The organism is Nitrosomonas eutropha (assembly GCF_003201195.1).
GTDB lineage: Bacteria > Pseudomonadota > Gammaproteobacteria > Burkholderiales > Nitrosomonadaceae > Nitrosomonas > Nitrosomonas eutropha.
The window spans coordinates 35,880-50,863 of sequence record NZ_QICQ01000003.1 but is presented as its reverse complement, the minus strand read 5'-3'; the positions used below and the strand labels follow the sequence as shown (position 1 = coordinate 50,863).

Below are 14,984 nucleotides of genomic sequence, written 5' to 3'. Positions count from 1 at the left end.
TTATGACAGGTAAATCATTTAAAATAACCAGGCAACCTGAAATTATAACCTCTTGCCTTCCAAATTGCGCCTGACCGAAATAAAACTAGCTGGTTTTAAAACATTTGTTGATCCTACAGTCGTACCTGTACCGGGAAACCTGGTCGGGATCGTCGGGCCGAATGGCTGCGGCAAATCCAATGTCATTGATGCTGTACGCTGGGTATTGGGTGAATCGCGTGCTTCGGCATTGCGAGGAGAATCATTGCAGGATGTGATTTTCAGTGGATCGGTTACGCGCAAACCGGTTGGGCGCGCTAGTGTGGAGTTGGTCTTCGATAACGGCGCAGGCAAGGCAGCAGGCCAGTGGAAAGCCTACAACGAGATCGCTATCCGACGTGTGCTCCAGCGCGATGGTGAATCCTCCTATTACATTAATAATATCCGTGTACGCCGGCGAGATATTACCGATATGTTTCTGGGGACGGGCGTTAGCGGGCGGGGCTACGCCATTATTGAACAGGGGATGATCTCCCGTATTATCGAAGCCAGGCCGCTGGAATTGCGCGCGTTTCTTGAAGAGGCGGCCGGTATCACTCGTTACCACGAAAAGCGCCATGAAACCGGATTGCGTCTGACGGATGCACGTGGCAACCTCCAGCGCGTAGACGATGTGTTGCAGGAACTGGACAAGCAACAGCAGCATCTTGAGACACAAGCCGAATATGCGACACGTTACCAGGATTTACATAAGCAATTGGCTGCTGCACAACAGGCGTTCTGGACCTTGCGCAAGCAGCAGGCAACGGAATCTCGGCATGCGGCGCAGGAAGAGATTGAACGCCTGACGCAGGAAATGGAAATTATCCGCTCCAGTTTGCAGGAAACAGCTGAGAAACAGGATGAGCTGCGCGTACATCACCGGATCGTGAATGATCGTCAGCATCAGGCCCAGGGAGCACTGTATGCTGCTGAAGGCGAAATTGCACGCATCGAACAAAGTATCCAACATATTCGTATAAACAGAGAGCAACTCGATCGTCAAATTGCCGAGGCAGAGCTGCAATTGCAAAACCATGAGCAGCAACTGGATAAAGCGAATGAAAGCCTGATGTCCTGGCAGAACAAGCTGACACAGGCTGAGGATGATCATCTTTCCTGCAGAGAAGAACATGCACGAGAAGCCGGAGAGTTGCCACAAATAGAATCGGCCGCGCAATCAGATCAGGTACAGCTGGCCGAATTGCGGGAAAAACTGGCATTGGCCAGACAGAATGAAAAATTGCAGCAGAACCAACAGGCGTATGCCGAAAAAACATTGCAGCAGTTGATAATGCGCCATGAGCGTTTGCTGGAAGAGCAGTTGAGCCAGCCGGAGATTGATCCGGTGCAACTGGATGAATTGCAGATGGAATCTGCAGAGTTGGCTGCCCTGTTGGAGCAGCGCCAATGTTTGCTTGGTGAACAGGAAACACAAATACATAGCATGCAACAGGAACGTGATGCTATTCGACAAGTTATCCAATCGTTACAACGTGACCTTGCCCAGGCCAATGCCCGCCGTGATGTTTTGCAGCATCTGCAAAACCAGATCGAAGATAACCAGGAATTGAATGCGTGGATGACCAGGAACCAGCTGGATGTACTGCCAAGGCTGTGGTTACAGATTTCCGTTGAATCCGATTGGGAAACGGCGCTGGAAGCGGTGCTGCGCGAGCGTATCCAGGCAGTGGCTGTAGATCGGCTGGAGCAGGTGCTGGATTGGGAGGTTGGCCAAGGAAAACGGCCATCGGCAAAATGGTCGGTATGCGAACTGGTAGAACCGGATCAGTCAGCCGGTAGCCACAATCTAATAAGGCCGGATCGGTCAACCTGGAAACCACTCAGTATATTGCTGAATTGTCATAGTCCGGCTGTACAAGCGGTGTTGGAGAACTGGCTGCATGGCATATTTGTAATTGACGACCTGAAATCTGGCTTGGCAATCAGGAAACAGCTGGCAGCTGGCGAGATGTTGGTAACAGCGGAAGGGCACAGTATTACCGGGCACGGAGTGAGTTATTTCGCACCGGATTCGGCAGTACACGGCATCCTGCAACGCCAGCGTGAAATTGCGCAGATCAGCGAGGAATGTGAGCAAATCGAACACTCTGTTTTATCCAAACAGCAGACGCTGGCCGAGGTGGAGCAGAATTATCAGCATATTGTGGCCGAGATCGTACAAACCCGCAAGGCGATCGAGACAACCAGAACACAACAACACAGTTGGCAGATACAGATTGTGCAGTTGATGCAGAAAACTGAGCGCGTGGCGCAACAGCAGGCCCAACTTGAAACTGAGTTGGCTGACTTGGCAGTACAGATTGAGGAAGAATTATTCCAGAAGCATCAGGCAGAAATGGAGCTGACTGCCTGTGAAGCAGAAAGAGTGGTGTTGGAAGCGCAAGCAAGTCAGGCGGAATCCACCAGTCAGCTATCCGGGCAGGCGCTGGTATCGCAGCGGTCACTGGTACAGCGTTTATTGGACAAATTGCGTGAAGCTGCTTTCAGCGAGCAGAACTGCCAGAGCAAGGTGGCTGATTGCGAGCAGCGTATCGACATGATTATCCGGAACAAGGTTATGTTAACTGAAAACATGCAAAAGTTGCAGCATACCCGCGCTGATCTGGATGAATCGTCGTTGGCAGCAGATGCGGCGCATTGGCAGATACAACGCCATCAGCACGAACAGGCGTTGATGGCAGTTCGACATGAGCTGGAAAATACAAACAATACATTACGGGAGATGGAACAGGCCCGAATGCAGGCTGAGCAACAGCTGCATAAGTGCGGCGAGGCGGTGGGGCAAGCGCGACTGCGTGAGCAGGAAGCGGGGATGACTGAAGCCCAGTTTGCAGGCAAGCTGGCAGAATCCGGTGAAATTACGTCGGAAATGTTGCAGCAATCCATAAATGAATCGCCGGCTAGGTTGCAAACGCGCATCAATCGACTGGGTGGGGAGATCGCTGCCCTCGGTCCGGTTAATCTGGCAGCGTTGCAGGAGCTGGACGCATTGAAATCACGCCGGATGCATCTTGAAGAACAATCGCTGGATTTACGGGAGGCCATTGACACACTGGAGCAGGCGATTCGGCAGATAGACCGTGAAACTCGGCAGCGTTTGGAGGAGACCTTTAATCAGGTCAATCACAATCTTGGCGAATTGTTTGCTTCCATTTTCGGGGGAGGGTCTGCGGAACTGGTGCTGAGCGGTGAAGATATTCTGGATGCGGGCGTACAGCTGAATGCGCATCCGCCGGGCAAGCGCAACAGCTCCATTCAACTGCTTTCTGGTGGTGAAAAAGCCTTGACAGCGTTGGCGCTGGTGTTTGCGCTGTTCAAACTGAATCCTGCACCATTCTGCCTGCTAGATGAAGTGGATGCCCCGCTGGACGACAGCAACGCGGGGCGTTTTTGCGAGCTGGTCAGGCGTATGTCCGATGAAACTCAATTCCTCTTCATCAGCCATAACAAGATCGCCATGCAGATGGCGCAGCAGCTGATCGGTGTCACCATGCGCGAGCAGGGCGTTTCGCGGGTGGTGACAGTGGATATCGGCAAGGTGATGGCAGATGTGGTGGATTCTGGATCAGAGGAGCCTGCATAAATCTCGTGCTGCTTGCTGCGAAGGAAACCTGATCAGGTTTGGTGCTATGTCTGCAAGGAGGTATGCAGATTATGAATTTTCTTTATTAGGCTGATTGTCGGTGGAATTTTGTTTGGCGATTGAATCCTGGTCATATATTGCTTCGAATATTAATAATTTCTGATTATCTTTTCGCGAGTCAGCCAAACGTCTTCCTCCATAAGAATTATCACGCTCAGATAATTTTCTTCGATCATTCTGCGGGTTTCGCTCTATAAAAGGGCGTAACTGAATATGGCAGCGTTCATTTATATGTTTTTGTGCCGATGCAATGAAGCTTCCAATTTCATTTTTCATCGTTTTGGTATCCGTATCCAGCAATCGTATGTTGACAATTACTGCATATTTTTCTGTGTCGTTGGCAGAGGTTTTATTTTTGATTACATGTATCAATGAATCCAGGCTGGGCCGTAATTCTTGCGAAATCATGTGGACTATATTTTTAGCTTCCTCTGCTGTGTAGCTACCCAGGAAAAAGCCACGACTTTCGGTCGGAATCAGGCCCCGGAAAGTATGCAAATAGCGTAAAGCGGTAATCAGATGCCATGGGTAAAGTGTCAGATAGAAATACCCGAAAAAAAGTGCCAGGAAAGCCAGAAGCATTACCTGTTCGTGGATACCCAGATACAGGCCGGCCAACCCTGTCAGGCCAAACAGTAGTTGCACAGAAGTAATGGTAAATACTGCGTCGTTAACACGATACCCAACATCGAGAAGGATATGGTGAAAATGGTTGCGGTCGGGTTTGAATGGCGACTTGTGCTGCCAAATCCGGCGCAACATGATACTGATGGTATCCATCAGAGGAACAGAAAATAGCCAGAGGGCCGTTACCGGCGTCATGGCACGGCTGCTGCCTTGCGAGAGGTCTATCAGAAGCCAGGTAATCAGAAGTCCCAGCAGCATACTGCCGTTATCGCCCAGAAATACTTTGGCACGAGGTTGTAGAGGGCGACGTAAGTTGAAAAACAGGAACCCCACAACGCCACCGATGAGTGCAATGATAATAATGAGGCTGGATTGGTGGCCGGTAGCGAGAGCAACTATGCCCAGCAGCAGCAAGCTTGTTAGTGACACGGATCCAGATAAACCATCAATTCCATCTATCATGTTGAAAGCATTGATACTTCCAATGATGGCAAAAATGGTGAAAGTTGCTGCAATGCCAGGTAATGCGAGTATCTCGCCAAATGGTAAGTTGCCAATATCAATCAATATCACTTCACTTACCAGTACGATAATTAATGCTGACAGGGCTTGTATGACCAGGCGTGTTTTGAAATGAAGATAAATAATGTCATCGATCAGGCCCATGATAAAGATGATGCTGGAGCTGATCCCTAGTCCTAGCCATTTCACGGATTGTTCCGGATAGAGGTAGCCAAGGAGAGGAAGGGCAGCGAGAAGAGAAACAAAGATTCCTGTGCCCCCCACAAACGGTGTGAGATGTTTGTGTTGTTTATGCTCTCCTGGGCGATCCAGAATGCCGCTGATATGTGCCAGAGGAATTGCCAGTCGGATGGTAAGGCCAGCCAGTATCGTGCTGATAATAAATAGTGCGAGCTGCTTCGGGAGATCGAATTCTGTCATTTCTTGCTGCGATAATCATATTGGTAGCTATACTGTGTATATCTGTGGCGTGATGAAGTTTCGGGAATGCCATTGAATATCACACCCTTCAGATTTACGCCTGCCAGTACAAGTTTCTTTACACTTTGTTCGAGCTCACGCATCGGATGGGTTCCAGCCCTAACCACCATCAATGTCACGCTTGCCAGGCGACCGATAATGGCCGCGTCGGTAGCGGCCAGGATGGGAGGTGAATCGATGATGATCAAATCATACTGCTTGTTGACAGTTTCCAGAATTTGCTCGAATCGCTCGTGTAGTAATAGCTCGGATGGGTTAGGCGGTATTGCTCCGGTTGGAATGAAGTGGAAATTTGCCTGGGGCACAGATCTGGTCGCATCCTTCAGATCGATCGATTGACTGATTAATTCGGACAGGCCTTTCTCTCTTCCTGTGCGCATGGACTTGTTGATGTCACCCCTGCGCAGATCTCCATCGATCAACAAAATATTTTTGCCGGCATCTGCCATGACGGCAGCAAGATTCATCGAAATGAATGTCTTTCCGGCTTCTGGACTCGGGCCGGTGATCATGAGGATGTTGTTACGCGCCTCCAGAAATGCAAAGTGTAAGGTTGTTCGCAAACTGCGCAGGCTCTCTATGGCAAGATCTTCTCTGTTTTCCAGTGCCAGGATGATTGGAGGATGATTGCCTGCTACAGGTTTGCCTTTTAGTTTTTTCTCGATCAGCTTCTGGTGTCTACTGCGCTGAACCGTGGCATAAACTGGAATATTCAGGGATTTTTCAATGATGTCAGGATTTTCTACCCCGCGGCTGAGTGATCGGCGAATAAAGGCGAATATAACTCCCAACATTAATCCTGCCATGAGCGCAATACCCATGATCAGGGTTTTTTTGGGTTTGATCGGTAGATCGGGCGGTATAGCGTAATCAACAATTCTTACATTACCCACCGTACCTGCTTTGGCTACTCGTATCGTCTGAGCGTGATTCAACAAGGTGGTGTAGAGCTCGGCATTGACTTCCACATCCCGAGATAATCTGAGAATGATTTGCTGGGTTTCCGGCAGTTTGCCTATTTTTTTGTCAAGTGCATGGATTTGCGTCTGCAGTCTGCTGATCTGCTTGTCAATTGCAACGACATTAGGATGAGATTCCGTAAATCTCTGTCTCAGTTCATCCCGTTTTTGTTGCAGAAGTGTAATCTGGGTATTTAGCTCGACCGTACCTGTCAGTATATTCTGGGTTTCAAGATCGAGATTAATTGAACCTTCGCGAATTCTGTAATCGTTAAGGGCGTTGGTAGTGGTTTCAAGTTGTTCCTTGAGAGCGGGCAGCTGTTTTTCCAGGAATTCAAGGGTTTTTTGGGATTCTGCTGATTTTTGTTCGACATTCTGCTGAAGATAGGTATTGGCAATTTCGTTAACAATTTGAACAGCTTTCGCTCGGTTGTCTGATTCGATGGTTAATTGAAGAATGCCGGTTCCCTTGCCAATTTCTGCAATCGAGAGAGTTTCCTTTAGTTGTCGGATTGCTTCTCCTTGGGAGCGGCGTATCAGAGTGAAATGAGTGTTGGGACGTGCTTTCAGATGAGTAACAAATAGCTTGATTGGGTGCAGAGAGCCTTCTGGCTGCTTGGCAGCTAATTTGCCGACTTCCCCCTCAAGAATGACTTTATTCTGATAAATAAGCTCGAAGCGGTTTTCGCCGAGTGATTGCAAAATAATTTCTTCATTTTTCCAATTGTCGGGTATTTCAAGCGTATCTACCTGAATGACCTCGCCTCCCCAGGCATAATGTGATAGCCATTCAGATGGTGGATTGGATAGGGTGCCGCTCTCGTGGAAGCGTTGAAACCATCTGGCTGCAGCGGCGCCTATGAACGGAAAAAACCTGGGTGTTGCAATAATATCCAGACTCAAATTCCTAATTGTTTTTCCCAGGATCATTCTGGACTTGATCAATTCAATTTCAGCTTGAACCGGCGTTTTGGTTTCAAAGAATGTTGATAATGAATCCAGTTGTTCAACCATGGATTGTGTATTTTCTCTGACCTGTAACAAGCTGTCCGCCTTATAGATCGGCAAGCTTAAAAGTGATATGGCAGCACCGATCATGCAGGTGATAAAGGTGATGATAAAAATCAGTTGCTTGTTGTCTGCCAGAATATCCAGCAGTTCTCCCAGATCGATTTCGTCACTGTTTTGATCAGATGGCATGTCAGGTAATGAATGAGTCATGTATTCGGGTATGACTATCCTGTCGCAGTAATGTGTGGCATATATCCACGTAACTAGTGTCTCAGAAAGGGTTGAATTCTCAGCGAGCCATCAAATGAATTCAGCAAATTAATTGTCGGCTGAATTTGTCCGATGATCTGGTTCCAGCGTATCCCCTCGGCGCGATCAACATAGATGACATCACGTGGTTGTAGCGGAAAGCGATCTGCAAGCAGTAATGCATCAGGTGATTTGGCGTCCAGATGGTAGATCTCCGGCTTGCCCAGCCCGCCACGGAAAACAAAAATTCTGGCTGGGTCTGAAGTAGTTTGATCAAAGCCACCTGCTTCACTTAATGCTTCAGTAAGTGTCATACGTGCTTTATTCATTACCAAACTACGCGATCGCCCGGTAGCTCCCCCTGCGACAAAGTAATTGGTTTCACCCAGTACGAAAACCTTGTTTAACGCACTATCCGGTACATTCAATACATCTCCATGCTGGAGTAACACATTCTGCGTAATATCGCCGCCTTCATAGAGGCTGAGCAGATTGATACTGTAGGTTTTGTCATTCCGAGTCAGGATGATATTACGTAAATCTGCTTCCTGGCTTGCTCCTCCTGCATTGTTAATCGCTTCCAGGACAGTCAGAGGTATATCTTTCACCAGTTGAACGCCAGGGTTGGCCACCTCGCCTACCACATAAACCCGCTGGCTGCGGTAGGCGGCTACCCGTACATCAAGCTGAACGAACTCGATGTACTTTGATAGCTTCCTGGTCAGTTCTTCGCGGATTTCCTCTACTGTTCTTCCAGCCGCCTGTACGACACCCACGTAGGGATAAAAGAATGTACCATCTTCGCCAACAACATTTCCTGCAGATTCGGCAGAACGAAATTCGCCCGCCGGGATAGTAAGTTCAGGATGATCCCAGACGGTAATATTGAGAATGTCCCGTGGCCCTACACGGTATTGTGTATAGGGTTCATCTTCTATAGGAATACCTTTGATCGTTTTGGCGCCGATACGGTAATCAAAATAATGGTTGGCAACGTTATCAGGAGCGAGGCTGAAGTTTTTATAATTTTTTTCTAACTTAATGATCAGCTCGGCATCAATTGTCTGAATATTGAGTTTCTTTAAAATGGCTTCGTCATTTTCCCGGGTAGGCATTTCTGTGCTGGACTGCCGGGAAAACGGACTCATGTGCTGTCCGGGAATAATGGAGCAGGCAGCAAGTTCGAATAATACCAAGAGAACAAGGGATGCTCTTGTACGCTGTAAATTCATAATTGAATGAAGCTGATGGTTTTCTGTCAAGAAATATTTCTCTGGCAGATTTTTACAATTTTGTTACCCATTGATCCACAGCCTGCTCAATGAGCATTATTGAATGTATGAATACTGATTTATCTTTCTGGTAGGGGTCATCAATATCAATTTTTTTCCATTCGCCCAAGCGAAACACTTTTCCTTTTGCGCTGGGTGTGCGTGTTTCGATTGCTGTTTTCTGCCATGTTTCCATTACCAGGATGAGATCAGCTTTGTGAATCATGCTGTCAGCAAGCTGTCGGGCGCGGTGAGCAGAAATATCCATGCCTTTTTGTGCCATTAACTGACAAGCTATGGGATCTGCTTCATGACCTGTCAATGCTCCCAATCCAGCAGAGCTGACTGAATGATCTGTTTTTCCTGCCAAGGGCAGTGCATGCTGCAGAATTCCCTCTGCCATGGGGCTTCTGCATATATTTCCTGTGCAAACAATCAATATATCGCGGAACAAGGCTGATTTCTGTATTAAATAAGGGGATGAATTTTGTCTAGTTTCTGCTTTTGATCATCCAATACGTGCATTATAGTGTTTAAAATATAAAACAGATATGATGCAGTGCTAAAACAAAAGGGATGTAACAAGTATATTTGGTATTGTACCGAGCTGATAATTCACTGAACTGATCCCGATCTATTTCTTTGGCTGCTACCTCCAGAAAAAAAAATGATTTTCGCAGAGTACTGAGTAATCTGTTATCGCTTGCGGCGGTGCGGGGTCTGGATTATCTGGTGCCATTGATTACCCTGCCATATTTGGTTCGTGTGTTGGGGATAGAAGGTTTCGGCCTGATCAATTATGCCTTGTCTTTCGCTTTGTATTTTTCAGCAGTGATGCAGTATGGATTCTCGATAACAGCGGTTAGAAAAATTGCACAAAATCGTGATAATCCTGAAGAGATTTCTAGTATTTATAGCGAGACTATCACCGCCATCCTGTTGCTCGTTGTAGCAAGCGCACTGATCTATTTTCCGATAGTGCTACTCATAAATGATTTTCATCAGCACTTTTTGCTATACGCATTCTCATTCTGCTTTGTTTCTGCACAAGCATTATTTCCTCTCTGGTTCTTCCAGGGGGTAGAGCAAATGCGACAAAGTGCCATTATCAGCATTACATCAAAGTTCTTGATGTTGGCTGGTATTTTTATATTTATCAGAGACGAGTCAGATTACTACCGGGTTCCGATGTTATATGCAGTAGCCATGGTGGGGTGTGCAGTCTTTTCTGTGCTCTGGATTGAGAGTCGATACAAGATTACATATAAAGTACCCTCACTAATAAAAGTAAAAAATGCATATAGAGAGGGAGCAAATATTTTTGTCACCCAGCTGACACCAAATTTGTATAACAATTCTGCTTTTTTTCTACTGGGGATTTTTGAAGGACCAATAGCGGTAGGATTTTTCAGTGCAGCAGCAAAAATAATCGATGTATTCAATTCCGCAGGAATCATAATTTCTAGCGCATTCTTTCCATATTTAGCAAGAAACAGGAGTGTAATACCAAAGTTTCATAAGTTAATGTTGATAGCGGGCGTTCTTCTATTCGTACTTTGCTTTATTTGTTCTGATTTTCTTGTGGCGATTTTGTTTTCTGATAAGGGGATCGGGGTTGCTTATTACGTCAAGTTGATGAGCTGCGGGATTCTTGCCTATTTCATGATCCTTTCATTTCACAATAATGGCTTGGTGCTAGCGGGAAAAGATAAATACGTTCGTCTGATTGCCACATGGACGTCTGGTCTGTTCTTCTTGTTGGGGCTGGGTATCGTTCCGACCTTTGGTATTTATGGTGCAGTGATCATGTTGGTGGGTGCGCGGGTGATAATGGCAACGTGGGGATTCTTTTTTTATAGAAAATATGCTGCAAACATTCTTTAGATTTGGAAATTTACTATGAAAAAGATAGCCATACATAACCGCCCTGGGAGCTTTAGTGATCGTTGGATGGTGTATTGTCGACAAAAGAATATTCCATACAAAACAGTTGATTGTCATTCGTCCGATATTATTGAAGAACTGGCTGATTGTTCATTCCTGATGTGGAACTGGAGCCAAACCTATGCTGAAGACATGTTGATTGCACCAGGGCTAATAAAAGCTGTGGAATCGATGGGAGTTCAGGTTTTTCCGAGCTTTGAAACCTGCTGGCATTTTGATGATAAGGTGACGCAGAAATACCTGCTGGAAGCTTTAGGTGTTCCTATGGTTAAGAGTTATGTTTTTCTCGACCGGGCCAAAGCGCTGAAATGGGCCAGGAAAACAGAATATCCGAAAGTTTTCAAGCTGAGAAGTGGAGCTGGAAGTACCAATGTTATTTTGGTAAACGATGTTAATAAGGCAGAAAATCTTATTAACAAGGCTTTTTCAATCGGTTTCTCACCGGTTTCGCGTTGGAATGCTTTGAGTGAGCGCTGGTGGCAGTTTAGAAGAGATAAAACTCTTATCTCTTTCTTCAATATCTCCAGGGGAGTCTTTCGTGCGTTGATTAAGAATCCCATCCTTGAACGTCTGCCAGTTCAAAAGAATTATGCCTATTTTCAAGATTTTATTCCAGATAACGATTCCGATATTCGTGTGATAGTTATAGGAGAAAGAGCTTTTGGCATCAAAAGGATGGTGCGCACAGGGGATTTTAGAGCGTCCGGAAGTGGAGAAATCCTGTATGACCCAGAAATGATCCCAGAAGAATGTATCAGGTTGACATTTGATCTTGCAAAAAAAACCGAGTCGCAGTCCCTTGCTCTGGATTTTGTTTTTCTTGAAAGCAAGCCACTGGTTGTAGAGATGAGCTATGCATTCGCATCTCACGGTTATCTACCATGTCCTGGCTATTGGAAAAACGACATGACGTGGGCAGGGGGAAGTTTCTATCTGGAAGATTTCATGATTGATGATTTGATCATGTCTTCAGTAGAGAGGAACTAATGCATATTGCCATATATCTCCCGTCTCTGCGTGGCGGTGGTGCTGAACGGGCTATGGTTACACTGGCCAATGGTTTTGCTGATAAAGGGCTGAAGGTGGATCTTGTGCTGGCCTGTGCCGAGGGTCCTTATCTTTCTGAAGTTTCACCCGGAGTGCGTGTAGTAGACTTGCAATCCAATCGGGTACTGACTAGCCTGCCTGCTCTGGTGCGATATCTGCGCCGGGAGCGACCCCAGGCAATGTTATCTGCCCTTAACCATGCGAATGTGATTGCTGTTGTGGCGCGGATGCTGGCTGGGATACCTGTCCGTTTGGTAGTAAGTGAACGTAACAATATTTCATTATCTGGCAGCTCCTTAAAGAATTTGCGCTCGCGCGTAGTATTTCACATGATGCAGTGGGCCTATCGCAGAGCAGATGGTGTGACGGCAGTCTCCGGAGGCGTGGCGGATGATCTGGCAAAAGCCATCAACTTGCCACGTGATCGGATATCTGTGGTTTTCAACCCCGTGGTAACACCAGAGTTGATCAAAAAATCCAGGATGCCATTGGATCATCCGTGGTTGGGAGAGGGCAAACCACCTGTTATTCTGGGTGTGGGGAGGCTCACACCGCAAAAAGATTTCGCTACCTTGATTCGTGCTTTTACCCAGGTACGCGCTGCGCACGACTGTCGCCTTGTGATCCTGGGAGAAGGTGAGTTACGGGTGGAGCTGGAGATGCTGGCAACATCTCTTGGGATACGGGATAGTATCCAGTTTCCAGGTTTTGCTGAAAATCCCTTTGCATGGATGAGTCGTGTACGGTTGTTTGTGTTGTCTTCCAGGTGGGAGGGGCTGCCGAATGTGCTGATTCAGGCAATGGCTTGTGGTGCGGCAGTAGTGAGTACTGACTGCCCGAGTGGGCCGGATGAAATCTTGGAAGGAGGGAAATGGGGAAAGCTGGTACCGGTGGGGGATGTGAACGCATTGGCGAAAGCGATGACTATCTCACTGGAAGCTCCTGGTGATCAGTTGCCTGATGTACGCCACCGATCTAGTGATTTTAAACAGGGGCTGGCTGTTGGCGCTTATCTGAATGTAATGCGTGAAGATCAAAGTAAAAAATATAATTAGCAAGACTACATTAGATGCCATTCCAGTTATTGGATTTGCCTTGGTTGTGGTTGCCGTACCATGGGAAGAAATTTTTCGTGCTGTTAATGGCTATGGATTCATCGATAAGGGCGTCTATTCGGACTATTTTCTCAATCAGATCAGTGTTCTTGATTACAAAGAATTCAATGGTGTCTTGAGTTATGTTTCGAATGAGTTTCTGTGGCATTACGTAATCGGCTGGCTGGTCAGCAATACCGGCATCCTGATCGATCATGTATTTCTGACAATCTCTTTTATCGTGCTGCTGATTTCCGGATTGTTATTAGCAAAGTGGCAGGGTATTTACGCACTTCCCTTGCTTGTAAATCCGCTAATTATTGATTTTGCCTTTTCGCAGTACCGGCTTGCGCTGGCGATTTCGATTCTGGGTGCGGCTTACCTGTTGCATGGGCAATACAGAACAGTTTCTGTTGTCTTGGTGCTGGCTTCTTTATTCATCCATTCGGGAACAACGTTGTTTATTCTGATCTATGCCGCAGTCTGGCTTGTTCAATGGCTTTCTGTACGTTTCCGGATCGGCAGTTCAGCAGTATTCGCTATACTCTTTGCTACAGGAAGTTTCATCTCGCTTTTGATTGGTCCGTTACGTGAGGTCATTCTGTCAGCAATAGGCGATCGTCGTGCTGAATATCATGATATGTCCAGTTCCCTGCTGTATTCGTTATTCTGGGCGGCCTTGCTGGTCCCTTTTTATTTAAGCCGACGGCATTTGGTGACGTTGGATTATGCACATTACGCACTAGTAATTGTTGCCATTGTTTTCGTGAATCTGTTTCATGGCGGGTATTCGACAAGATTTCTGGCTGCCACATTTCCGGGACTTGTTGCTGCGATTTTAAGCTTGCCGGGTACGATGAAAATATTGGTTACAATTTTGTTCATCGTTTATGCCATGCTTCAGTGGCTGTATTGGCTGCGCATACTGGGGGGGTAATTGAAGATTGTCCATGTCGTCTCCGGCCTTGATGACGGTGGTGCTGAAGCTGTCTTATATCGCTTGTGTAGTAGTGATACGTCAGTACAGCATTATGTCATTTCCTTGATGGATGAAGGTAAGTATGGGCCTTTACTGCGCGAAGCCGGAGTGTCAGTGTCTTGTTTGTATATGCCGCGTGGCCGAGTTACGCCTGGTGGGCTGTGGCGACTATGGCAGTTGCTGCGCCAGGCCCGCCCACAAGTGGTGCAAACGTGGATGTACCATGCCGATCTAATCGGTGGTGTGGTTGCCCGTCTGGCCGGAATAAGGCAGGTGTGCTGGGGTATTCACCATTCTACTTTGGATGTTGAAAAATCCAGGCGTTCTACCATCCGGGTGGCTGGATTGTGTGCCCGCATTAGCTCCTGGGTGCCATCAGTTATCGTCTGTTGCGCGCAGGAGGCACTGGAAGTACATCGTGATCTAGGCTATGCGGCAAACAAGTTGCAGGTGATTCCCAATGGTTACGATCTGGTTCGTTTCAATATTGATGCGGTTTCTCGTACGCAACTGCGTGTAGAGCTGGATACAGAGAATCGCTGGCTGATTGGTATGGTAGGGCGGTTTGATCCACTGAAAGATCATAAAAACCTACTGGATGCATTGGCAACAATTAAATACCGAGAGGTAGATTTTTGTTGTGTACTGGTGGGGCGTGGATTGGATCAGAACAATACGCAACTGACTGCTTGGTTGTCGGAACTGGATCTAACTGGAAAAGTGAAACTGCTGGGGCAACGCGTGGATATACCTGATGTAATGAACGCGCTAGATGTGCATGTTCTTTCCAGTTCCAGTGAAGCGTTTCCCAATGTAGTAGCGGAAGCCATGGCCTGCGGCACACCCGCAGTGGTGACGGATGTTGGGGATGCAGCGATAATAGTTGGTGAGACTGGCTGGGTCGTGCCGTCAAAAGATCCGGAAGCACTAGCTGATGCCTTGTTGCAGGCGCATATAGCCATGCAGGATGAGGTTGCCTGGCAGGCGCGCTGTGCTGCTGCCCGGCAGCAGGTAGAAGCTCATTTTAGTCTGGAGCGCATGGTCGAGAGCTACCACCTCGCGTGGAAGAATGTGGTTCTGGAATAAAAATTTTACCGGTATCAGGTATAGCGCAGG

At 47.2% G+C, this 14,984-nt stretch carries 10 protein-coding genes; 6 read left to right on the top strand and 4 right to left on the bottom strand.

Features of this window, described 5'->3' with window-relative positions; translation table 11 throughout:
- The first annotated feature begins 64 nt into the window (after positions 1-64).
- The gene (smc, locus tag C8R14_RS01920) at positions 65-3,625 is read left to right on the top strand and encodes a chromosome segregation protein SMC (RefSeq protein WP_041353844.1); all 3,561 of its coding nucleotides are present in this window, start codon (positions 65-67) and stop codon (positions 3,623-3,625) included.
- 69 nt (positions 3,626-3,694) lie between these two features.
- On the opposite strand, the gene C8R14_RS01915 is transcribed toward smc, so the two are convergent.
- The 4 genes from C8R14_RS01915 to C8R14_RS01900 all read right to left on the bottom strand — a co-directional run bounded on the left by C8R14_RS01915 (position 3,695) and on the right by C8R14_RS01900 (position 9,243).
- Positions 3,695-5,254 carry an MraY family glycosyltransferase gene (locus tag C8R14_RS01915; RefSeq protein WP_110332544.1) on the bottom strand — a complete coding sequence of 520 codons (1,560 nt, stop codon included), beginning with the start codon at positions 5,252-5,254 and terminating at the stop codon, positions 3,695-3,697.
- On the bottom strand, positions 5,251-7,473 hold the full coding sequence (locus tag C8R14_RS01910) for a polysaccharide biosynthesis tyrosine autokinase (protein ID WP_041353843.1): 2,223 nt from the start codon (positions 7,471-7,473) through the stop codon (positions 5,251-5,253). Before C8R14_RS01910 ends, C8R14_RS01915 begins: the two co-directional genes overlap by 4 nt.
- A gap of 74 nt (positions 7,474-7,547) precedes the next feature.
- Positions 7,548-8,765, bottom strand: a complete 1,218-nt coding sequence (locus C8R14_RS01905) for a polysaccharide export protein (RefSeq protein WP_011635138.1) — start codon at positions 8,763-8,765, stop codon at positions 7,548-7,550.
- Between the two features lie 52 nt (positions 8,766-8,817).
- Positions 8,818-9,243, bottom strand: coding sequence for a low molecular weight protein-tyrosine-phosphatase (locus C8R14_RS01900; RefSeq protein WP_256201564.1), 426 nt, complete (start codon positions 9,241-9,243; stop codon positions 8,818-8,820).
- A gap of 203 nt (positions 9,244-9,446) precedes the next feature.
- Here C8R14_RS01900 and C8R14_RS01895 point away from each other — a divergent pair, with 203 nt between their 5' ends.
- From C8R14_RS01895 to C8R14_RS01875, 5 genes are read left to right on the top strand one after another with little or no spacing between them, the layout of a single operon-like run.
- Complete coding sequence (locus tag C8R14_RS01895) at positions 9,447-10,688, top strand: oligosaccharide flippase family protein (protein WP_011635136.1); 1,242 nt, start codon at positions 9,447-9,449, stop codon at positions 10,686-10,688.
- 15 nt (positions 10,689-10,703) lie between these two features.
- Positions 10,704-11,735, top strand: a complete 1,032-nt coding sequence (locus C8R14_RS01890; RefSeq protein ID WP_041353566.1) for an ATP-grasp domain-containing protein — start codon at positions 10,704-10,706, stop codon at positions 11,733-11,735.
- Positions 11,735-12,850, top strand: a complete 1,116-nt coding sequence (locus C8R14_RS01885; RefSeq protein WP_011635134.1) for a glycosyltransferase — start codon at positions 11,735-11,737, stop codon at positions 12,848-12,850. Before C8R14_RS01890 ends, C8R14_RS01885 begins: the two co-directional genes overlap by 1 nt.
- Positions 12,822-13,826: a hypothetical protein gene (locus C8R14_RS01880; RefSeq protein WP_011635133.1), complete on the top strand. Its 1,005-nt coding sequence runs from the start codon at positions 12,822-12,824 to the stop codon at positions 13,824-13,826. The genes C8R14_RS01885 and C8R14_RS01880 overlap by 29 nt, the downstream gene beginning before the upstream one ends.
- Entirely contained in the window at positions 13,827-14,954 is a 1,128-nt protein-coding gene (locus C8R14_RS01875) for a glycosyltransferase family 4 protein (RefSeq protein ID WP_011635132.1), read from the top strand.
- Positions 14,955-14,984: the final 30 nt, after the last annotated feature.